Consider the following 21961-nt stretch of genomic DNA (forward strand, 5'->3'; position numbering starts at 1 on the left):
CGGCTAGTTGATCGTCACCATCGGGGCCTTGACGACGAGGGCGCCGTCGCTCTTGACCTCCGTCAGGGCCTGGCTGTGGATCGTGATGGTCGGCGATTTGATCTCGATGCTGCCGGGCGTCATCTTGATCGTGCTCTCGCCGACCTTGAGATTGATCTCGGTCAGCGCCTCGACGTCGAGCTTGCCGTTCTGGATGTCGAGCTTGTCGTTGCCGAGCTTCAGCGTGGTCTCGCGCGAATAGTTGCTGCCCTGGAAGCGCTCGCCGATCTCGCGGGTCTCGATATTGTTGACCGTGACCTTGTGGTCCTTTTCGGCCCGCATCTCGAGAACCTCGCTGTCCTTGAGGTCCTCGAACTTGATCTCGTTATAGGTGCCGGGGAAGCCTGCATGGTCGGTCGATTCCGATTTGAGGCCGGATTGCGTCTTGTTCGCCGGCAATTCGTAGGGCGGCTTGTGCTGATCGTTGACGACGGCGCCGACGACGAGCGGCAGGTCCGGGTTGCCCTCGATATACTCGACGATCACCTCCTGGCCGATGCGCGGGATGATCTGGCCGCCCCAGTTCTTGCCGGCCCACATCTGCGCGACGCGGGTGCGGCAGGAGGTGGAGCCGTCCTCGCGGTCCCAATGGAAGCGCAGCCAGATGCGGCCGTACTCGTCGACGTCGATGTCGCCTTCCTCGCCCTGGTTCTTCTCGCCGACGACCTTGGCGGTGTGTGGCCCGTAGACCTTCGGGCGCGGCGTGACGAGGGGCGCGCGGAAGCGCCGGTCGCTCTTCTGCAGTTCGAAGGAGCCGGTGTAGAGCGCCTCGTCCTGCTGGCCGGAACGGTAGCTCTGGGCGCCGAGCGCATGCGTGGCGCGCACCACGAGATATTCGATGTTCTCGGCGCCCGAAGGGTGCTCGCCGAGCTTCATCAGCGCGCCCGGATAGAGGCTCGGCGCCTCGCCGGCCGTGTAGCGCCGGTCGTCCTTGGCTTGTTGCGCCTGCGCCCGGACCCGGGCGAAATGCTCGCCCTGGTCGCGCTGGGTGTAGCTCGCCGGATAGTCGTAGGCCTCATAGGACTTGGCCTTTGGGAAGCCTTCCTCGGCGCGCGCCGTGAGGTCGGAGCCCGATTTCTCGAAATCATAGTCCTTCAGCTCGACCTTGCCGGTGCGCAGGCGCCGCACCGTCGACCATTGGGTGAGATGCTCGACATCCGCGCGCGGGAAGCGGCTGCCCGGCGCCACGAAGGCGAAGATCGAGCTGTCGCCCGTGAAGTTCGCCTCGGCGCTCGGCATCACCTGGTCATGGCCCGAGCGGGAGTCGCAGAGCACCAGCTTGTGGTCCCCGTCGCTGTGCTTGAAGTAGTAATAGATGCCGTACTGCTCCATCAGACGCAGCACGAAGTCGAGATCGGTCTCGCGATATTGCACGCAGTAGTCGATCGGCTGCAGCGTCTCGCTGGTGCGGTCATCGAAGCTCGCCGCGTTCTCCTTCTTGAAGATCTCCTTGATGATGTCGAGCGCGGTCTTGTTCTTGAAGATCCGGCAGTCTGCGCGCTGCGAGAGCAGCCAGAGCCAGGGCCTCAGCGTGAATCGGTAGACATAGAGGTCGTCCTGCTTGCCGAGCCATTGAGCATCGACGAGCGTGCCGTTGAGAACCCGCTCGCTCTTGTTCTTCAACGTGAACTTGATTGAGCACTTCTCGCTCATGATGCTTTGCAGGTCGGCATTCTCAGTTTTGCTGATTGCCTCGATGTTATAAGTAAATAATTCGCTTAAAGATTCATCGGCTTCAAACCGGATAAGTGAAAACTCGTCCTTTCCGGCTGGAGTCGTAAAGGACGCAATTCTTTGTTCTTGTCCAGGGTTCGATGGCATCAACGAAACCTTTCGACGATTGAACCTAAATTCGACTTGACGTAACTAACTCTCAGAGTCATCGTCGGATCCGCAAGTTTTCATCCGCCGATTGGCGTGACACATTGGGAGGTTCCCATGCGCAAGCAATCCGCATTCAAGGTATTCGTCGCTCTGGCGGGCTCGATGGTTCTCACCATGGCGACAGGCGCCATGGCGCAGACCTACAAGGCGGACGACATCGTCAAGCATTTCCAGCCCGGCGTTGTCGCGCCGAAGCCGGCGGGCGTCACGCGCGGGCTGTGCATCGGCACCGAGGCCGAATGCGCGAAGGCCGGCCATGCGGTCGAGGTCGCCAAGCCGCCGAGCGCCTTCGATCTCGTGGTGAAGTTCAAGTACAATTCCGACGTGCTGGAGCCCGAGGCCAAGGGCAATCTCGACGAATTCGCCAAGGCCCTGAAGACGCCCCAGCTTTCCAGCCAGACCTTCATGGTCGAGGGGCACACGGATGCCGCCGGCAATCCGAGCTACAACATGAGCCTGTCCGAGCGCCGCGCGGAGGCGGTGGTCCGCTATCTCGGCGAGAAGGGCGTCAACACCGGCAAGCTCGTCGCCAAGGGCTATGGCCAGAGCCAGCCGGTGGTCGCCGACCCCTTCTCCGGCGACAACCGCCGCGTCGAGACGCGCTTGCGCGCCGCGAATTGAGCGCACGGTCGATCTGTTCACGGCGGTTCGTGGGGCTTCCGGGCCGCCGCGTTGCCGGGCGGGAAGAGGCATTCTGGGGAGAGGCATGGCCGCGCTGAATTTCGCCGAACTGTCGAAGCCGATGGCCGATGACGGGCCCTGCGGGCCGGACCTCGAGGACGACACCGACTTCATGAATGTCACGGCGCGGCTCGAGGTCGTGCTTCCGGTGGCGTATTTCCGCCGCGACGACGACGGCAGGCAGGTCGCCTTCGACCGCTCGAGCATCGAGTTCCCCGCCGCCTTCGCCGATCTCGGCAATCTGATGGCCCGCTCGCAGGACCTCCGGCTCTTCGTGCTCGCGGCGAAGCTCTCGATCCTCAATCGCGACATCGCCGGCTTTGCCGCCTGTCTCTCAGCCATGGCGGAGATCCTCGGCGAGCATTGGGAGGAGGTGCATCCGCGCGCGTTGGATGGCGACTTCATCATGCGCGAGGTCACGCTGCAGGGGCTGGACGATTTGCCGACCGTGGTTCTGCCGTTGCAGCACGCCCCGCTGTTCGTGAGCCGCCGCATCGGCGCCTTCGCCTTCCGCAGCCAGCTTGTCGCCAGCGGCGAGACAAAGCTGGTCGAGGGCGAGCAGCATCCCGATGCGGGCGCGATCCAGGCAGCGCTGGGGGAGGTCGAGGTCGATGCCCTGACGGCGACCCTCGGCCATATCAACGCCGCGCGCGAAGGGCTCGCGCGCCTGCGTGCGATCTGGATCGAGAGAGTAGGCGTCGATCATCCGCTCGGCTTTCCGCGCCTCGTGGCACTTCTGGACCAGATCGCCGGCTTTCTGGACATGGCGGTCGCGCGGCGCGTTCCGGGGCATCAGCCCTCGGCGACGGCTGCGGCGACCGACGCGCAGATGCCGGCAACTAGCGCTGCAACCTTCAATCCGGGCGGCCTTTCGAGCATCCTCCAAGTGAAGGATACGCTGGCGGCCTGCCTCGGCTACTTTCGCAAAACGGAGCCGTCGAGCCCGGCTGTCCTGCTGATCGGGCAGGCGCAGCAGCTCATCGGCAAGTCGCTGATCGAGGTCATCCAGATCATGTTTCCGGAGCACGTCGACAAGGCGGTTCTCGAGATCGGCGAAGTGCGCCGGTTCAGGCTGCCGCTCGAGCGTCTTCCGGTGCCGGACGGCCATGATTCCGAGGCGGGGGAGGACAGTTACGACAGCGCCTCCGTCGAAAGCGATGACGGCGACGGCCATGATAACGGCGTGGCGGAAGAGTCCGAGGCCTTGGCCGAGGACGGAGAGGCGGATTCCGGTGTGGCGGAGGCTCCGTCCCACGTGCCGCCGCCGGCCGCCGCCATGGCGGAGATCGCCATCGGCAACCGCGCCGATGCGGTCAACGCGATGAGGGCCGTCGCATCCTTCTACCGGCAGGTGGAGCCTTCGCATCCGACGCCGCTCCTGATGGACAAGGCCTGCGCTCTGGCGCAGCATGATTTCATGTCGCTGCTCGGCAATATCCTGCCCGAGGTTGCGCAGATGCCGGATGCCGACAGCTAGGGAAGTTTTTCGGTTTCGATTTGAACCTCTCGTCGCGATGATGAGACTATATCGATGAATTCCGAAGTTCTATACAGTATCACGCTACGTCAGCGTGGTCCGGTTAGCAAAAGGGGCATGCGTCATGGCCGGAGATTCAGGGCAGAAGTTCATTCGCCGCAACAGGCCGCCTCGGGTGCACATCACCTATGAGGACCCCTACAACGCCGAGCAGAAGATCGAGCTGCCCTTCGTGATGGGCGTGCTGGCCGATCTCTCGGGCAACGCCTCGGCGGTCGAGAAGCCGGAGATCTCGCAGCGCAAGTTCCTTGACGTCGACATGGACAATTTCGACCAGCGCATGGCCGCGATCGAGCCGGGCCTTGCTTTCAACGTGTCCAACAAGCTCGGCGAGGACGAAAGCGAGAAGCTCTCCGTCGCGTTGAAGTTCACCAAGTTCGAGGATTTCAACCCCGCGGCCGTCGCCCGCCAGATCCCGGCGACCGCCAAGCTGCTGGAGGCGCGCGAGCAGCTCGCCAACCTGCTGCGCTACATGGACGGCAAGATGGCGGCGAGCGACCAGATCAAGGCGCTGCTGGCCGATCCGCAGCTGATGACAGCCCTCAAGGACAGGCTCGGCAAGAACGGGAAGCCCGAGGGCGAGGCGCAGAACTGAGGCAGGGCGCGGGCCCTCTTTCCGGGTCGGCAGGCGGTTAAGCGAGCGAGGCGGCAATGGCAGCGGAAGCACAAACCCAACAGCCCGGCGGGGCGGCAGTCGAGACGCGCGAGATCGACGATTTCTCGGCGATCCTGAAGCAGAGTTTCAAACCCAGAACGGAACGCGCGGCGACGGAAGTCGAGAACGCGGTCGCGACCCTCGTCAATCAGGCGTTGGCGGATTCGACCGTGATCAAGGGCGACGTCATCGACACGATCGAGGAGATGATCGCGCGGCTCGACGCCAAGTTGACCGAGCAGATCAACGAGGTGCTGCACGCTCCCGAATACCAGAAGCTGGAAAGCGCCTGGCGTGGCCTCAACTACCTCGTCTTCAACTCCGAGACCGATGCTCAGTTGAAGATCAAGGTGATGAACGTCTCGAAGAACGAGCTCTACCGCAACCTGAAGACCTATCCCGGCGCGCGCTGGGACCAGAGCCCGCTCTTCAAGCAGGTCTATGAGCAGGAGTTCGGCCAGCTCGGCGGCCAGCCCTTCGGTTGCCTCGTCGGCGATTATCACTTCAGCCACACGGCCACGGACGTCCAGCTTCTGCGCGACCTCTCGAAGATCGCCGCGGCGGCGCATGCTCCCTTCTTCGCCGGCGCCGATCCGATGCTGATGCGCATGGATGCCTGGACGGAGCTCTCCGATCCGCGCGATCTCAGCAAGGTCTTCGATACGCCTGACTATGCGGCCTGGAAGGGCCTGCGCGACGCTGCCGACTCCCGCTATGTCGGCCTGTGCCTGCCGCGCGTGCTCGCCCGGGTGCCCTATGGCGCCAAATCCGAGCCCGTCGAGGAATTCGCCTTCGAGGAGGATACCGACGGCCACAAGGGCGAGAAATACGCCTGGATGAACGCCGCCTATGCCATGGCGGTGAACATCAACCGCGCCTTCAAGGAATATGGCTGGTGCACCCGCATCCGCGGCGTCCAGTCCGGCGGCGAGGTTCTCAACCTGCCGACCCACACCTTCCCGACCGACGATGGCGGCGTGGATCTGAAATGCCCGACCGAGATCGCGATCAGCGACCGGCGCGAGGCGGAGCTGGCGAAATCCGGCCTGATCCCGCTGATCCATCGCAAGAACACCGACAAGGCGGCCTTCATCGGCGCACAGTCGCTCTACAAGCCCAAGGCCTTCTCCGGGCCCGACGGCGTGGCGGCGACGGCGTCCGACAACCTGTCCTCGCGGCTGCCCTACATGTTCGCGGTCTCGCGCTTCGCGCACTACCTGAAGTGCATGGTTCGCGACAAGATCGGCTCCTACAAGGAAAAGGAGCCGCTGCGACGCTGGCTGCAGGAGTGGATCACCGAATATGTCGACGGCGATCCGGTCAATTCCAGCGAAGAGACGAAGGCGCGGCGCCCCCTCTCGGATGCACGCATCGACGTCTTCGAGGACGAGGAGAACCCTGGCTATTACTCGGCCAAGTTCTATCTGCGGCCGCACTTCCAGCTCGAAGGCATGGATATCGGCCTGAGCCTGGTCTCGCGACTGCCAGCTCCCAAGCAGTGACCGCCACCTGATCGGCAGGTGACGGAAGCACGAAGACCCTTCGACGCGCTGACCCGATGCGGGTGCGCGATCGGAGAGATGCGTCCATCAGCGCGCTCGCGCATCCGAGCAATCCGACGACCCTACTTTGGAGGTAAACATGGCTGCCGACTTTCTGCTCAAGATCGACGAGATCAAGGGCGAGGCCCAGGACAAAACCCACAAGGATACGATCGCGGTCGATTCCTTTTCCTGGGGCATCAGCAACCCCGGCTCCTACGCCCATGGCGGCGGCGGCGGCGCGGGCAAGGCGAACTTCCAGGACATGCATTTCACCGCGCAGGTCAGCAAGGCTTCGGCAAACCTCGCCCTGTATTGCGCCAGCGGCAAATACATCAAGAAGGCGGTGCTCTACGTCCGAAAGCAGGGCGAAAAGCCGCAGGAATACTACACGGTGACGCTCGAGGACCTGATCGTGTCGAGCTACCAGTCCGGCGATGCCGCCGGCGGTTCGAGCGTCCCGACCGACCAGTTTGCGCTGAACTATGCCAAGGTCGAGTTCCAATATCGGCCGCAGAAGTCGGACCAGACGCTCGACTCGGCGATCGAGATGAAGTGGGATCTCAAGGGTAACGCCAAGAGCTGAGCCGCGCGCACCGGCTCCGGCTGAGCCGGAGCCGGTTCGTCGCCCGCCCCGGACGCGATGTCATGGCCGACCCCCTTTCGAAGAAGCGGCTTCGGCCGCCTTTGATGTTCGCATTCCGCGAAGCGCATCTGGAGAAGGATGCGCGGACCGCGCTCGACCTGCGGGACGAGGGCGGCGAACGTGTGATCGCGCAACGTCGCGCCGCGCCGCGGGCCGCGATCACCGAGCCGAAGCTGCGGCGCGAGATCGCCATCGACCTCGACGCGCTGGTCAACACGGTCAATCTTGGCTCGGCCGTGGACCTTTCCGAGCTGGAGCATGTGCGCCGCTCGATCCTGAATCACGGCTTCCCGGACATGACGCGGCTTTCGATCGACGAGCATCGCGTCGATACGATCCGTGAGGATCTCGCCGCCGCCCTGATGGGCTACGAGCCGCGATTGATCCGCAATTCCATCGCCGTCGAGCGCGACAGGACGCTCGATTCCGCCGAGCTGAAGGTACGCTTCCTCGTCCGCGCCGATCTGAACTGCGAACCTTTGAACGTACCCGTGCAATTCGTGGCCGATCTCGAACTCGATACCGGCAAGATCGCGATCAAGGGGCGGTGATGAACCAGGAGTTTCTCGATCTCTATAATCAGGAACTCCGGCTGTTCATGGAGCACAGCAAGGAGTTCGCGGAGGAGTATCCCGGCATCGCCGAGCGGCTGGGCGGGCTCGTCGGCGAGCGCATGGACCCGATGGTCGGTGGCCTTCTCGAAGGCGCGGCCTTCCTCGCCGCCCGCGTGCAATTGAAGCTGAAGCACGAGTTCCCCGAATTCACCAACAACCTGCTCGAACAGCTCCTGCCGAACTATCTGGCGCCGACGCCTTCGGCACTGTTGGCGGGCGTCGTGCCGCCTTACTCCGATCCGGGCCTGCGCGAGGGGGTGCGCATCCCGCGCGGCGCCTATCTCGACGCGACCTATCTGGAGCGCGAGCGGCGTGTCGCCTGCCGCTACCGGCTGGGCAGCGACGTCACGCTCTGGCCGTTCGAGATCGTGGCCGCCGACTATATTCCGGCTCCGGCGCCATTGCAGGCGCTCGGCCTGCGTACCGATCAGCGCGCGCTTGCGGGGTTGCGCCTGACCCTGACGCACCGGGTGATGGCGGACCCCGAGCAGGAGCCGACTCCGGCCCAGGCCTTGAAGAATCCGGCGAGCTGGTTCGCCGGCTGCCGGACGAAGGAGCTCGCCTTCCATCTGCTCGGCGGGGAGGGCGATGCGGTCGCTCTCTACGAGCAGCTCTTCGCGAACTGCGTCGGCATCCATTTCCGTCATCTCGACGCGTTCGGCGACCCGGTGGTGACGCCGGGCGAGGGTTGCCGGCTGGAGCAGATCGGCTTCGACGAGAACGAGGCGCTGCTGCCGGCCGATACCCGCGTCTTCCGCGGCTTCGAATTGCTGCACGAGCTGTTCTGGTTCCCGCGCAAGTTCCTCGGCTTCCGGCTGGAAGGGCTGGGCCGGATCATGCCCAAGCTCACGGCCAAGACGGTCGAGCTGATCTTCGTCTTCGACGAGGTCAATACGCGGCTGCCCGGCGCGGTGCGCAAGGAGATGTTCGCGCTCTACGCGGCGCCTGCGGTCAACCTCTTCGAGAAGACGGCCGACCGCATCCCGGTGAAGAGCAACCAGCACGAATTCCATGTCGTACCGGACCGCAGCCGCGCGCTCGACTACGAGCCGCACAGCGTTCTCTCGGTGCATGCGCACTATACCGGCGGTCGCGAGAAGCAGCCGGTGCATCCGCTCTATTCCTCGCCGGAGGGAGCCTCGCCGGTTCACGGCCTTCACTATACACAGCGGCGCCTGCCACGGCGGCGCTCCTCCGCCGAGCGGCGCCAGGGGCGGGCCTCCGACTATACCGGCACGGACATGTTCATCTCGCTGGTCGAGCCGGCGAAGATGGGCGACAGCGCCTCGGTGGCGGAGCTGAGCGTGCGCGCGCTATGTTCCAACCGGCATCTGACCGAGCATCTGCCGACCGGCGTCGGCGGCGCCGATTTCCGGCTGATCGACAATGTCTCGCTCGACCTTGCCTGCCTTGCCGGGCCGACACCGCCGCGCGAGCCGATCGTCTCGCAGCTTCGCTTGCGTGCGGAGACGGCGAGTACGGGTGTCGTGACCTGGCGGCTGATCAACCTGCTCAGCCTCAACCATCTCGGCCTCGTCCAGCGCGGCGCCGGGCAGAATGGCGAGGCGCTGCGCGAATTGCTCTCGCTCTTCGCCGATCTTGCCGACAGCGCGACGGAGCGGCGCATCCGCGGCATCAAGAATGTCGACAGCCGGCCCGTCGTGCGCCGTTTTCCCCAGCGGGCCGGAACGGGGGCTGGGCGGGGTCTCGAAATCACCGTGCTGCTCGACGAAAAGGCCTTCGAGGGCTCCGGCGTCTTCCTGCTGGGCGCGGTGCTCGACCGCTTTTTCGCCGAATATGCGGCGATGAACCATTTTACCCAGACGGTGATCCGCACGGTGGAGCGCGGCGAGGTGATGCGCTTTCCACCGCGCGCCGGTTCGAGGCGCGTCCTGTGAGCGAGGACGCCGCCACGCCGCTGGAGAAGGCGCCGGGCTACCAGGCGAGGCTGGAGGCGGAGCCCTGGCGCTTCGACTTCTATGCCGTGATGCGGCGGCTGGAACGCAGCTTTCCGGAGCGCAGCCGCATCGGCGACGTCGCCTCGCGGCGCGACGAATATGTCGCGCTGGGCGAGCAGGCCTTCCTCGACTTTCCCGCCTCGACCATCGCGGAGGCGGGCCGGGACGCGCAGGGCAGGCTTCGGCTCTTCGTGAAGTTCCTCGGCCTGCTCGGCCCGCAGGGCGCGCTGCCGCTGGCGACAACCGAGGAGAGCTATCACTGGCAACTCGCGCGCGACGATGCCTTTCCGCGCTTCCTCGATATCTTCAACCATCGCTTCCTGCAGCTCTTTTACCGCGCCTGGGCGGATTCGCGGCCGATCGCGCAGCATGACCGGCCCGATCTCGACCGCTTCGCCGCCTATATCGGCAGCATGATCGGGGTGGGCTCGAAGCCCTATCTCGACCGCGACAGCGTGCCCGATCCCGAGAAGCTCGCCCATGCCGGGCTGATCGGCGCGCAGGCAAAATCCGCCTCGCGGCTTCAGCGCCTTCTCGCCGGGCTGTTCAGGACGCAAGTCGAGATCGAGCAGTTCGTCGGCATGCGTCTCGTCTTCGATCCGGCGGACCGGACGCGGCTGGGAGGCGCGCATTGCACGCTCGGCGGCGACGCGCTGCTCGGCGGCAGCGTCTACAGCGTCGAGGACAAGTTCCGCGTGAAGATCGTGGCTGCTGACCTCGAACAGTTCGAGCGCTTCCTGCCGAATGGCGATCGCTGCGAACCGCTGGCGGATGCCGTCTTCCTGCATCTCGGCGAGCAGTTCGAATGGGATGTCGAGCTCGCGCTGCCGGTGGGCGAAGTGAAGCCCGTCAGGCTCGGCCAGTCCGGCCATCTCGGCTGGACGAGCTGGATGGCGCCGAACTGGACCGCCGAGGAAGGCGCGCTGCGCCGCGACGCCCGTTTCCATCCGGCCGAACGCATGCGCCTGAAACGTAGCCGCGCTGCTGCCTAAGACCAGAGATCAAGGGGACGACCATGGCCGATATCAGCCTCGAAGCCGTCACAGGCAAGCTCAACCGGATCGGCTACGACACCTTCCTGCAGGCGCTGAGGCAGGCCAAGGGTGCCGGGAACCGCAATGTCGAATTGGCGCATTGGCTGTTGCAGATCCTGCAGGGCAGCGCCAACGACCTGACCCTGACCGCGGACCACTACAAGCTCGATCGCGCCAGGCTGCTGATGGACCTTGGCGGTGTCGTCGAGGGGTTCCGCAAGAACGAGACGGAGATGCCCGGCATCGCCAACCACATCGTCGATATCCTCGACCGTGGCTGGCACTACGCGACGCTGTTCTTCGGCGAGACGCAGATCAGGACCGGGCACCTGCTGGTGGCGGCGCTGAAGTCGACCGAATTGCGCCGGGCTTTCACCGGGCTTTCCAAGGAATTCGCCAAGATCCCGGTCGAGGAGCTCGCGGCAGGCTACGGCAAGATCTGGGAAAGCTCGGAAGAGGAGAACTTAAGGCCGATGGATGGCTCGGGCCTGCGCGCCGCCGGCACGCCGGGCGCCGAGGCGGCCGAAGGGCCGAAGGGCACGACCGCGCTCGACCGCTTCTCGCAGGATTTGACCGCCAAAGCGCGCCAGGGCGGCATGGACCCGATCCTCGGCCGCGACGACGAGATCCGGCAGGTCATCGACGTGTTGATGCGCCGGCGCCAGAACAATCCGATCCTCACCGGCGAGGCCGGCGTCGGCAAGACCGCGATCGCCGAGGGTTTCGCTCAGCGCGTCGCGGCGGGCGATGTGCCGCCGCCGCTCAAGGGGGTCAAGGTCTGCGCGCTCGATATCGGCCTGATGCAGGCCGGCGCCTCGATGAAGGGCGAGTTCGAGCAGCGCCTGCGCTCGGTGATCGACGAGGTGCAATCCTCGCCGACGCCGGTGATCCTGTTCATCGACGAGGCACATACGCTGATCGGCGCCGGCGGGCAGGCGGGCACGGGCGATGCCGCGAACCTGCTCAAGCCGGCGCTGGCGCGTGGCACGCTGCGCACCATCGCGGCGACGACATGGTCGGAGTACCGGCAATATTTCGAGAAGGACCCGGCGCTGACCCGCCGCTTCCAGCCGGTACAGGTCGACGAGCCGGACGTTGCGCGCTGCTGCACCATGCTGCGCGGGCTGATCGGCCCGATGGAGAAGCATCACAAGGTCCGCATCTCGGATGCCGCCATCGTCGCGGCGGTGACGCTCTCCTCGCGCTATATCCCGGCCCGCCAACTTCCCGACAAGGCGGTGAGCCTGCTCGACACGGCCTGCGCCCGCGTCGCCATCAGCCAGAGCGCGACCCCGGCCGCGATCGAGGATGCGCGCGTCGCGATCAATGCGTTGGAGCAGGAGAAGGCGGCGCTGACCGCCGATGCCGATCTCGGCACCGACAGCGCCAAGCGGCTCAGTGAGATCGAGGTCGAGATCGCGGAGAAGCGGGAGAAGCTCACCGCCCTCGAAGCCGCCTGGGCGAGCGAGCTTGCCATCGTCGAGGAGATCAAGGCGCTGCGGACCAAGCTCGGCGAGAAGGCACCGGGCGCCGATCCCAAGGCCGAGGCCGTGCCGCAGGAGGCGAGCGTCGATGCCGGCGCCGCAGCGCCGGAGGTATCGGCTCCGACCGGGGAACCTGCAGCCGATCCCGAGGATGCCCGCGCCGCGCTCAACGCCAAATTCGCGTCGCTTGGCGAGATCGATCCGGCCAATCGGATGATCTACGCCCATGTCGACGAGCAGTCGGTCGCCTCGGTCGTCTCGGATTGGACCGGCATCCCGGTCGGACGGATGGTCAAGGACGAGATCGAGACCGTGCTCAACCTCGCCGAGACGCTGAACAGGCGCGTGGTCGGGCAGGGGCATGGCATCGGCATGATCGCCAAGCGCATCGAGACCAACCGCGCCCGGCTCGACAACCCGAACAAGCCGATCGGCGTGTTCATGCTCTGCGGCCCCTCCGGCGTCGGCAAGACCGAGACGGCTCTGGCGCTGGCGGAGGCGCTCTATGGCGGTGAGCAGAACGTCATCACCATCAATATGAGCGAGTTCCAGGAGGCGCACACCGTCTCGACACTGAAGGGCGCGCCTCCCGGCTATGTCGGCTATGGCGAGGGCGGCCGGCTGACGGAGGCCGTCCGGCGCAAGCCCTATTCGGTGGTGCTGCTCGACGAGGTCGAGAAGGCGCATCCCGACGTGCACGAGCTGTTCTTCCAGGTCTTCGACAAGGGCCAGATGGAGGACGGCACCGGCCGGCGCATCGATTTCAAGAACACGCTGATCATCCTGACCTCGAATGTCGGCACGGACGAGATCATGAGCATGGCGGCGAACGGTGCGGCCAAGCCCGATCCCGAGGCTATGGCGGTGAGCCTGCGTCCGGCGTTGCTCAAGGTCTTCCCGCCGGCGCTGATCGGGCGGCTCGTGACGATTCCGTACTATCCGCTCTCCTCGGACATGCTGGCTGGCATCGTCCGCCTCCAACTCGGGCGCATCGGCAAGCGGCTCAGCGAGAACCACAAGGCGGCCTTCGTCTATGACGACGCGGTGGTCGAGCACATCGTCGGCCAGTGCAACGACCCGGATTCGGGCGGGCGCATGATCGACAACATCATCACCAACTCGATGCTGCCGGCGCTGTCGCGCGCGATCCTCAACCTGCAACTGGAGAAGAAGCCGCTGACCGAGGCGAAGGTCTCGGTCGAGGACGGCAGCTTCGCCTATCAGGTGGCGTGAGCCGCCGCCTTCCGCTCCGCGATTGATGGCGGCTGGAGGACCATGCGTTCGTTCGCATGCGGCTTGGCGCTCCAGCTTGTCGATGCAGTGCTGGACGTCTCCGGTCCGCGGCTCGCGTTTCTCACGGAAGCGGTTCCGTCATTCCGGACAAGCCGCGACAGCGGCGCCGATCCGGAATCCATCATAGGGCTCGGCGCTCTACGCTGGATCCCGGGTCAAGCCCGGGATGATTGTGTGGCTCGGATGAAACCAAAACACGTTTCGCGGCGTGGGCGAGCCGAGTTTGAACTTGCCGAGAAGATTCCACGTCGGCGGGCAAGCAACTGTATTGTCGAAGGAAAACCGATCAGGCGGCTGCCGCGATTTCCTGCTGCATGAAGTCGTCCAGCGCCGCGCGCTCCTGCGGCGAGAGCCGCAGGCCGAGCTTGCCGCGCCGCCAGAGTACGTCGTCGGCGCGGCGTGCCCATTCCGAGCGCATGAGATAGCGGACCTCGCGCTCATAGAGATCGGCGCCGAAAGGACGGCCGAGATCGGTGAGGCCCTGCGCATCTGAGAGAATCTCGCGGGCGCGGGTGCCGTAGCTGCGGGCGAGCCGCGTCGCTGTGCGACGTTCGAGCCAGGGATGGGCGGCGGCGATCTCGTTCACGAGCGCGTCGAAGCCGCTGACCGGGAAATCGCCGCCGGGCAGGGCGCCCGTCATCGTCCAGGTCGCGCGGGCAGCCCAGGGCGCGTGGGGGGCGAGCTTGGCGAGGGCGGATTCGGCGAGGCGGCGATAGGTCGTGATCTTGCCGCCGAAGACCGAGAGGAGCGGCGCCGAACCTTCGGGGGCATCCAGCGTCAGCACGTAGTCGCGTGTCGCCTCCTGCGCCTTCGAGGCGCCGTCGTCATAAAGCGGGCGCACGCCGGAATAGGTCCAGACCACGGATTCAGGCGTCACGGGCCGGCTGAAATACTCGCTCGCCGCGGCGCAGAGATAGGCGATCTCCTCGGGCGTGGCGGCAACATCGACCGGATCGCCATGGTAGTCGCGGTCGGTCGTGCCGATCAGGGTGAAGTCCTGCTCATAGGGAATCGCGAAGACGATGCGGCCGTCGGCATTCTGGAAGATGTAGCTGCGGTCGTGCTCGTAGAGCTTCGGCACGACGATGTGGCTGCCCTGCACCATGCGAACGCCGGCCTTGGCATTGGTGTGGATGACGCCGTTCAGCACCTCGCCGACCCAGGGGCCGGCTGCGTTGACGAGCGCCTTCGCCCAGATGTCGAAACGGCCTTGCGGCCCTTCCGCCGTCAGGCGCCACAGCCCGTCCTCGCGGATCGCGGCGGCGACGCGCGTGCGGGTGTGGATCGCGGCGCCGCGCACGGCGGCGTCCATGGCGTTCAGCACGACGAGGCGCGCATCCTCGACCCAGCAATCGGAATATTCGAAAGCCCTGGCCTTGTCGTCCTTGAGCGGCCTGCCGGCAGGATCATGGGCGAGGTCGAGCGTGCGCGTCGCGGGAAGGAGCTTGCGGCCGCCGATATGGTCGTAGAGGAACAGACCGAGCCTGAGCAGCCAGGCCGGGCGCAGGCCCTTGTGATGCGGCAGCACGAAGCGCAGCGGCCGGATGATGTGCGGCGCGATGGCCCAGAGCCGCTCGCGCTCCATCAGAGCCTCGCGCACCAGCCGGAACTTGTAATGTTCGAGATAGCGCAGCCCGCCATGGATCAGCTTGGTCGAGCGCGACGAGGTGGCGCTGGCGAGGTCGTCCTTCTCGAGCAGCACGACGGAGGCGCCGCGCCCGGCCGCATCCCGCGCGATGCCGCAGCCATTGATGCCGCCGCCGATGACCGCGAGATCATAGGGCGCAGAAGGAGTGGTGCCGAAGCCGGCCGCAGGCAATGTGGTTTCGGACGCCATGTGCTTTTGAATCCCGTTCGAACAGGCGAGATAGCTTGAGAGAGAGGGCGCGGCAATGGTCGAGCGCCGCTCGCGGGCTGCCCTGTGCGCGACACGCTTGCGCCGGCGGCCAAGGCATTGTTCTGATGGCATCGGCGCCCATGCGCCGTTCTTCGCCGTTCCGTCGCCGAGCTTTCCCGGACCTGCTGCCGATATGATCTACACCGACATCGCGACGCGGACCTATAATCACGGCTGGCGGCTCGACCCGATCATCCGCAGCCTGCTCGATACCGATTTCTACAAGCTCCTGATGCTGCAGATGATCCGGGCCTTCCATCCGGAAGTCCGCGTCACCTTCTCGCTGATCAACCGTTCCAGGCATATCCGCCTCGCCGACATCGTCGACGAGGGCGAGTTGCGCGCGCAGCTCGACCATGCCCGCTCATTGCGGTTCACCAAGAAGGAACTGATCTGGCTCGCCGGCAACAGCTTCTACGGCAAGACCCAGATGTTCTCGCCGGATTTCATGGCCTGGCTCGCCGAGTTCCAGCTTCCCGAATACGATCTGCGCAAGGTCGACGGCCAGTACGAGCTGCATTTCGACGGCCCCTGGACCCATACGACCATGTGGGAGGTGCCGGCGCTCGCGATCATTAACGAGCTCAGGGCGCGGCGCGTCATGCTGGGCCAGAAGCGCTTCTCGCTCGACGTGCTCTATGCCCGCGCCAAGGCGAAGATGTGGGACAAGGTCGAGCGGCTGCAGAAGCTGCCCAATCTCAGGCTCTCCGATTTCGGCACGCGCCGCCGCCATGGCCATCTCTGGCAGCGCTGGTGCGTCCTGGCGCTGAAGGAGGGGCTGGGCAAGGCCTTCAGCGGCACCTCGAACGTGCTGCTCGCGATGGACACCGATCTCGAGGCGATCGGCACCAACGCCCATGAATTGCCGATGGTGCTGGCGGCGCTGGCCGATTCCGACGAGGAGCTGCTGCGCGCGCCTTACCGGGTGCTCGACGAATGGCGGCAGGTCTATGGCGGCAACCTGCTGATCGCGCTGCCGGATGCCTTCGGGACGCAGAGCTTCCTGCGCCATGCGCCGGATTGGGTGGCGGACTGGACCGGCTTCCGGCCGGACAGCGCACCTCCCATCCCGGCCGGCGAGACGATCATGGAATGGTGGCGCGCGCACGGGCGCGATCCGCGCGAGAAGCTGCTGGTCTTCTCCGACGGGCTCGATGTCGATGCGATCGAGCGCGTCTACCATCATTTCGATGGGAAGGTCCGCATGGCCTTTGGCTGGGGCACCGACCTGACCAACGATCTCGTCGGCTGCTCGCCGGACGGTTCGCGCGCGCTCGATCCGATGTCGCTGGTCTGCAAGGTCACCAAGGCGAACGGGCGCCCGGCGGTGAAGCTCTCCGACAATCCCGAGAAGGTCTCGGGCGACCCGGAGGCTGTGGCGCGCTATCGGCGGGTGTTCGGGGTTGCATGACCGCGGGCAAGTAAAGATGTTGCCATTATGTTCTCGATGCGCAATTGTGGTTGCGGGTTGGGGGACTCGGCATGCTGCACTTACTGGTTGTGTTGTTCGCCATGCTCACAGCGTGGCCGGATCGATCCTGGGCTGAAGAACCGGTTTGCCCGGAATGCGGTGCGCCTCAACGCGATGCGGCTTCTTTCAAGAGTTCGCTGCTGGTCACCGTCAAGAACCGAGCCTTCGTCGCGACGGTTGAAGAAAAGGCGCGCGCCCAACCGAAACCTGCACCGGGCATCGTCCACGCGGAGCTCGTGGGCGATATCGTGGTCGTCGTCGTAGAAGATCGCAAAGACATATCTCGCTTCGTCATGAGCGGCGAAGGAAAGCGGTTCGGGCTTAGCAACCAGGATATGATGAATGCCGGCCGGGAGAACCTGAAGCGCAGGGTCTCGCGCCTGCAGATCGAGGAACATGGTCCCGTTCGGTCCCTGTCCTTCGAGGCTGACTACAATGCGGCGCTGATTCTGCTGCCAGAGGTCTGGTCCGCGATCCCGAATCTCCCTGCCGAGCTGGTCGTCGCGGTGCCGGCGCGCGACATCGTGGCCTTCGGCGACGGAGCCGATCCGGAGGCGGTCGCGAGCCTGCGCCGTATCGCCCGAATGCCGAGCGACGGCTATTCGGTGACGAGCCTTCTTCTGCAGCGTGTCCGGGGGCGCTGGATGGTGAAGAATTAGCGCTGACCTCCTCACTCTGGCGTCACAGGAGGTCGATGGGGCCGGCCGGCTTGCATCGCCGCGCAAAAACCCCTAATGCGACCGCGTTTCTAGGCCCCGGAGGGCCGCCTTCGAGGACAAGGGTGTCATGGCCAAAGAGAAGTTTTCGCGGACGAAGCCGCACTGCAACATTGGAACGATTGGTCACGTTGACCATGGCAAGACGTCGCTGACGGCTGCGATCACGAAGGTTCTGGCTGAGTCCGGCGGTGCGTCGTTCACGGCGTATGACCAGATCGACAAGGCGCCGGAAGAGAAGGCCCGCGGCATCACGATCTCGACGGCTCACGTCGAGTACGAGACCCCGGCGCGTCACTATGCTCACGTCGACTGCCCCGGCCACGCCGACTATGTGAAGAACATGATCACGGGTGCGGCGCAGATGGACGGCGCGATCCTGGTGGTGTCGGCTGCCGACGGCCCGATGCCGCAGACCCGCGAGCACATCCTGCTGGCGCGCCAGGTCGGCGTTCCCGCGCTGGTGGTGTTCATGAACAAGGTCGACCTGGTCGACGACGCCGAGCTGCTGGAGCTCGTCGAGATGGAGATCCGCGAGCTCCTCTCGAAGTACGACTTCCCCGGCGACGACATTCCGATCACCAAGGGCTCGGCGAAGGCCGCTCTCGACAACGTCACGCCGGAAATCGGCCATGACGCGGTGATCGCGCTGATGAAGACGGTCGACGACTACATCCCGCAGCCGGAGCGTCCGATCGACCAGCCGTTCCTGATGCCGGTCGAGGACGTGTTCTCGATCTCGGGCCGCGGCACGGTGGTGACCGGCCGCGTCGAGCGCGGCATCGTCAAGGTCGGCGAGGAAATCGAGATCGTCGGCCTGAAGGACACCGTGAAGACGACGGTGACCGGCGTCGAGATGTTCCGCAAGCTGCTCGACCAGGGCCAGGCCGGCGACAACATCGGCGCGCTGCTGCGCGGCACGAAGCGCGAGGACGTCGAGCGCGGCCAGGTGCTGTGCAAGCCGGGCTCGGTGAAGCCGCACACGAAGTTCAAGGCCGAGGCCTACATTCTGACGAAGGAAGAGGGTGGCCGTCACACGCCGTTCTTCACCAACTACCGCCCGCAGTTCTACTTCCGCACGACGGACGTGACCGGCGTGGTGACGCTGCCCGAGGGCACGGAGATGGTGATGCCGGGCGACAACATCTCGATGGAGGTGACGCTGATCGCCCCGATCGCGATGGAAGAGAAGCTGCGCTTCGCCATCCGCGAAGGCGGTCGTACGGTTGGAGCCGGCGTGGTTGCTTCGATTATCGCTTGATCGAAGCAACGACGACGTCCGCGTAAACCGCAGACTTTGCGGCGCCGGCGTCATCGCCTCGATCATCGCCTGATCGGGATTTCGGTCGATATGTGTTGAGAAGGGCGGCGGAAACGCCGCCCTTTTCGTTATTGCGGAGATGTGTTGAAGCCGGCTGCGTTTTCGACTTGAAAACCTCCGCGCCTTGAGGCAAAGGATCGCCCGACTACAGGGGTGTAGCTCAGTTGGTAGAGTACCGGTCTCCAAAACCGGTTGTCGTAGGTTCGAGCCCTACCGCCCCTGCCAGTCGCTTTTCGGGCGGCTGCAGCGCAAACCGCAAAGCGGTTCTTCGAGCGCCATGACCCAGAACATCTACGACGACGAAACCTTTTTTGCGGGCTATAGCCGCCTGCCGCGTTCGGTCGATGGGCTGGACGGCGCGCCGGAATGGCCGGTGCTGCGGTCCATGCTACCGGATCTGCAGGACAAGCGCGTGCTCGATCTCGGCTGCGGCTTCGGCTGGTTCTGCCGATTCGCGGCGGGCGAGGGGGCTGCGAGCGTCCTCGGCGTCGATGTTTCCGAGAACATGCTGGCGCGGGCGCGGCACGAGACGGGCGATTCCCGCATTCGCTATGAGCTGGCCGATCTGGAAAGCTTCGTGCCGGCGGCCGGAGCTTTCGATCTCGCCTATAGCTCGCTCGCCTTCCATTACATCGCAGGTCTCGACGCGCTGTTCGGACGCGTGCATGCGGCGCTGAAGCCGGGTGGGGCGCTGGTCTGCTCGGTCGAGCATCCGATCATGACGGCGCCGGTTCGGCAGGAGTGGCTCCTCGATGCCGACGGGCGGGCGAGCTGGCCGGTCAACGGCTATCTCGACGAGGGCGAGAGGGTCAGCAATTGGCTGGCGGAGGGCGTGGTCAAGCGTCACCGTACGATCGCGACTTATCTCGACCTGTTGCGGGCGGCGGGCTTCTCGCTCGATCGGTTGGTCGAATGGGGGCCGAGCCGGGAGCAGGTCGCGTCCGAACCGAGCTGGGCCAGGGAGCGCGAGCGGCCGTTCTTCCTGCTGATCGCGGCACGGCGGAGCTGAAGCGGCCCACGCCCCGAAAGGGTCTTGGCTAAAGGCCTAAGGCGATGTAAGAGGGCGGTCGATGACGGCGCGCGACCCCCCGGGTCCCGCGCCGCGAATGTTTCAGGACGGCCGATTCGGCGTCGCGGCAGGGGTCGCGGACCGGTTCGGAACCCGAGGTGGTTCATGGCGAAATCCAATCCCTTCCAGTTCCTGCAGGACGTGCGCTCCGAGGCGGCCAAGGTCACCTGGCCCTCGCGCCGGGAGACGCTGATCACCACGGGCCTCGTGCTCGCCATGGTGGTCGTCTCCAGCCTGTTCTTCCTCTTCACCGACACCATCATCCGCTGGGGCCTCGGCATCATCCTCGGCGCCCGTTGAACGGAAATACGCACGTGAGCACCCGCTGGTACATCGTCCACGCCTATTCCAACTTCGAGAACAAGGTCGCCCAGTCGATCCGTGACCAGGCGGCGCAGCGCAACCTCGCCGACAAGTTCGACGAGGTGCTGGTGCCGACCGAGAAGGTCGTCGAGGTCCGCCGCGGCCGCAAGGTCGATACCGAGCGCAAGTTCTTCCCCGGCTACGTCCTGGTGAAGTGCGAGATGACCGACGAGGTCTACCACCTCATCAAGAACACGCCGAAGGTCACCGGCTTCCTCGGCGCCGACAAGGCCAAGCCCATGCCGATCCCCGAGCATGAGGCGATGCGGATCAAGGGCCAGGTCGCCGAGGGCATCGAGCGTCCGAAGCCGACGGTGGTCTTCGAGATCGGCGAGCAGGTCAAGGTGGCCGATGGCCCCTTCGCCTCCTTCAACGGCGTCGTCGAGGACGTCGATCACGCCCGCACCCGCCTCAAGGTCGCCGTCTCGATCTTCGGCCGCGCCACGCCGGTCGAGCTGGAATACAGCCAGGTCGAGAAGCTCTGAGCGGCGCCTTCGCGCGTTAACCGGATAACACCCGCAAACGGCCGCTCCGGCTATCCTGTCTCGTGACCGCCAACCAAGGCGGGAACACGGGGAGGGTAGCATGAGCGGCCAACGCATTTTGATGATCGTCGGCGATTTCGGCGAGGACTATGAGATCATGGTCCCGTTCCAGGCGCTGCTTGCGGTCGGTCATACCGTCCACGCGGTCTGCCCCGACAAGAAGGCTGGCGATGCGATCGCGACCGCGATCCACGACTTCGAAGGCCAGCAGACCTATTCCGAAAAGCGCGGCCACAACTTCGCGCTGAATGCCAGCTTCGCCGATGTCGACCCGGCCCGCTACGACGCGCTGGTCATTCCCGGCGGACGGGCGCCCGAATATCTGCGCCTGAACGCCAAGGTCGTCGAGATGGTCCGGCACTTCTTCACCGCCGGAAAGCCGGTGGCAGCGATCTGCCATGGCGCTCAGCTCCTGGCGGGCGCGGGCGTGTTGAAGGGCCGCACCTGCTCGGCCTATCCGGCCTGTCGGACCGAGGTCGAGCTTGCCGGCGGCACCTATGCGGACATCGCCATCGATGGTGCCGTCACCGACGGCAATCTCGTCTCGGCACCCGCCTGGCCGGCCCATCCCGCCTGGCTGTCGCAGTTTCTCAACGTCCTCGGCACGACGATCAGCCACGGCCAGCAGCGTCAGGCCGCTTGAGTCTCGTCGCTTGCCGGCAAGGGCTGGCGGAGCTCGCCTCCGCCAGCCTATGATGCCGCTCGCGGGAACCTGATCGGAGGCGCCCATGTGCAGGCTTTTCGTCGGAGCCGATGCCGGGCTGTGGCAAACGCGGCTCAAATCGGTGCGGATGCGCGGCTATTCCACCAGCGTGAGGCTGGAGAATCTCTACTGGCGCGTCCTGGAAGAAATCGCCCAGCGCGACGGCATGACCCTGATGCAACTGTTGACGCGGTTGCATGAGGAGCTGCTCGAGACGCGGGGAGAGGTCGAGAATTTCTCATCCTTCCTCAGGGTCTGCTGCGGGCGCTATCTGGCGCTTCAGCTGGAAGGTGACGTGCCGCAAGACCGGGCCATCCCGATCCGCGACCTCGATGCCGAGAGCATCCTGGCGCGCGAGGCGCGGCGCCGCGACGCTGAAGGTCGCCGCCTGGCGGTCCGGCGCGAGACGGACAAAGCGGTGCGAGGGGCTTCCCTTTCCGGTGCGCCTGTGCCATAGGCCCCGCCTTAACCGCGTGGAAGGCGTGCCGGTCGCCAGCCGGATCACAGGCG

General features: G+C 65.4%; 19 protein-coding genes and 1 tRNA gene. 18 read left to right on the forward strand and 2 right to left on the reverse strand.

The genetic code is table 11. From position 1 onward, the window contains the following. Positions 1-3: 3 nt before the first annotated feature. Complete coding sequence (locus GGC47_RS08785) at positions 4-1860, reverse strand: type VI secretion system Vgr family protein (RefSeq protein ID WP_142022582.1); 1857 nt, start codon at positions 1858-1860, stop codon at positions 4-6. 117 nt (positions 1861-1977) lie between these two features. Here GGC47_RS08785 and GGC47_RS08790 point away from each other — a divergent pair, with 117 nt between their 5' ends. The 9 genes from GGC47_RS08790 to tssH all read left to right on the forward strand — a co-directional run bounded on the left by GGC47_RS08790 (position 1978) and on the right by tssH (position 13306). Further along, a complete protein-coding gene (locus GGC47_RS08790) occupies positions 1978-2544 on the forward strand; it encodes an OmpA family protein (RefSeq protein WP_113254798.1) in 567 nt (188 codons plus the stop codon). A gap of 85 nt (positions 2545-2629) precedes the next feature. Beyond that, a complete protein-coding gene (locus GGC47_RS08795; RefSeq protein ID WP_185747998.1) occupies positions 2630-4081 on the forward strand; it encodes a type VI secretion system protein TssA in 1452 nt (483 codons plus the stop codon). A gap of 124 nt (positions 4082-4205) precedes the next feature. Further along, positions 4206-4736: a type VI secretion system contractile sheath small subunit gene (gene tssB / locus GGC47_RS08800; RefSeq protein WP_081925067.1), complete on the forward strand. Its 531-nt coding sequence runs from the start codon at positions 4206-4208 to the stop codon at positions 4734-4736. A 56-nt stretch (positions 4737-4792) separates the two neighbouring features. Continuing rightward, positions 4793-6298: a type VI secretion system contractile sheath large subunit gene (gene tssC / locus GGC47_RS08805; RefSeq protein ID WP_038358310.1), complete on the forward strand. Its 1506-nt coding sequence runs from the start codon at positions 4793-4795 to the stop codon at positions 6296-6298. Positions 6299-6437: 139 nt separating this feature from the next. Next, a complete protein-coding gene (locus tag GGC47_RS08810; RefSeq protein ID WP_038358308.1) occupies positions 6438-6923 on the forward strand; it encodes an Hcp family type VI secretion system effector in 486 nt (161 codons plus the stop codon). A gap of 62 nt (positions 6924-6985) precedes the next feature. Next, complete coding sequence (locus GGC47_RS08815; protein WP_429067698.1) at positions 6986-7534, forward strand: GPW/gp25 family protein; 549 nt, start codon at positions 6986-6988, stop codon at positions 7532-7534. Then, the gene (gene tssF / locus GGC47_RS08820) at positions 7534-9495 is read left to right on the forward strand and encodes a type VI secretion system baseplate subunit TssF (protein WP_142022585.1); all 1962 of its coding nucleotides are present in this window, start codon (positions 7534-7536) and stop codon (positions 9493-9495) included. Before GGC47_RS08815 ends, tssF begins: the two co-directional genes overlap by 1 nt. Further along, complete coding sequence (gene tssG / locus GGC47_RS08825; protein ID WP_370955543.1) at positions 9492-10547, forward strand: type VI secretion system baseplate subunit TssG; 1056 nt, start codon at positions 9492-9494, stop codon at positions 10545-10547. Before tssF ends, tssG begins: the two co-directional genes overlap by 4 nt. A gap of 23 nt (positions 10548-10570) precedes the next feature. Further along, on the forward strand, positions 10571-13306 hold the full coding sequence (gene tssH, locus GGC47_RS08830; protein WP_142022586.1) for a type VI secretion system ATPase TssH: 2736 nt from the start codon (positions 10571-10573) through the stop codon (positions 13304-13306). 346 nt (positions 13307-13652) lie between these two features. Here the strand turns inward: tssH and glpD are convergent, their stop codons facing one another. Then, a complete protein-coding gene (glpD, locus tag GGC47_RS08835; protein WP_142022587.1) occupies positions 13653-15203 on the reverse strand; it encodes a glycerol-3-phosphate dehydrogenase in 1551 nt (516 codons plus the stop codon). 193 nt (positions 15204-15396) lie between these two features. On the opposite strand from glpD, the gene pncB reads away from it, so the two are divergent. The 9 genes from pncB to GGC47_RS08880 all read left to right on the forward strand — a co-directional run bounded on the left by pncB (position 15397) and on the right by GGC47_RS08880 (position 21908). Then, positions 15397-16674 (forward strand): nicotinate phosphoribosyltransferase, encoded by a 1278-nt coding sequence (pncB, locus tag GGC47_RS08840; RefSeq protein WP_038359834.1) that lies wholly within the window; start codon positions 15397-15399, stop codon positions 16672-16674. 71 nt (positions 16675-16745) lie between these two features. Next, entirely contained in the window at positions 16746-17393 is a 648-nt protein-coding gene (locus GGC47_RS08845) for a DUF1444 domain-containing protein (protein ID WP_142022588.1), read from the forward strand. 127 nt (positions 17394-17520) lie between these two features. Continuing rightward, entirely contained in the window at positions 17521-18711 is a 1191-nt protein-coding gene (gene tuf, locus GGC47_RS08850; protein WP_112581612.1) for an elongation factor Tu, read from the forward strand. 209 nt (positions 18712-18920) lie between these two features. Then, positions 18921-18996 (forward strand) — tRNA-Trp (locus GGC47_RS08855). Between the two features lie 52 nt (positions 18997-19048). Continuing rightward, a complete protein-coding gene (locus tag GGC47_RS08860; protein ID WP_142022589.1) occupies positions 19049-19780 on the forward strand; it encodes a class I SAM-dependent methyltransferase in 732 nt (243 codons plus the stop codon). Between the two features lie 165 nt (positions 19781-19945). Further along, on the forward strand, positions 19946-20140 hold the full coding sequence (secE, locus tag GGC47_RS08865) for a preprotein translocase subunit SecE (protein WP_038358268.1): 195 nt from the start codon (positions 19946-19948) through the stop codon (positions 20138-20140). A gap of 14 nt (positions 20141-20154) precedes the next feature. Continuing rightward, complete coding sequence (gene nusG / locus GGC47_RS08870; RefSeq protein WP_038358269.1) at positions 20155-20688, forward strand: transcription termination/antitermination protein NusG; 534 nt, start codon at positions 20155-20157, stop codon at positions 20686-20688. A gap of 100 nt (positions 20689-20788) precedes the next feature. Next, positions 20789-21391, forward strand: coding sequence for a DJ-1/PfpI family protein (locus GGC47_RS08875; RefSeq protein WP_142022590.1), 603 nt, complete (start codon positions 20789-20791; stop codon positions 21389-21391). A gap of 85 nt (positions 21392-21476) precedes the next feature. Then, positions 21477-21908, forward strand: coding sequence for a ribbon-helix-helix domain-containing protein (locus GGC47_RS08880; RefSeq protein ID WP_051987425.1), 432 nt, complete (start codon positions 21477-21479; stop codon positions 21906-21908). Positions 21909-21961 lie beyond the last annotated feature (53 nt).

The organism is Allobosea sp. OAE752, assembly GCF_050433265.1.
Taxonomy (GTDB): domain Bacteria; phylum Pseudomonadota; class Alphaproteobacteria; order Rhizobiales; family Beijerinckiaceae; genus Allobosea; species Allobosea spartocytisi.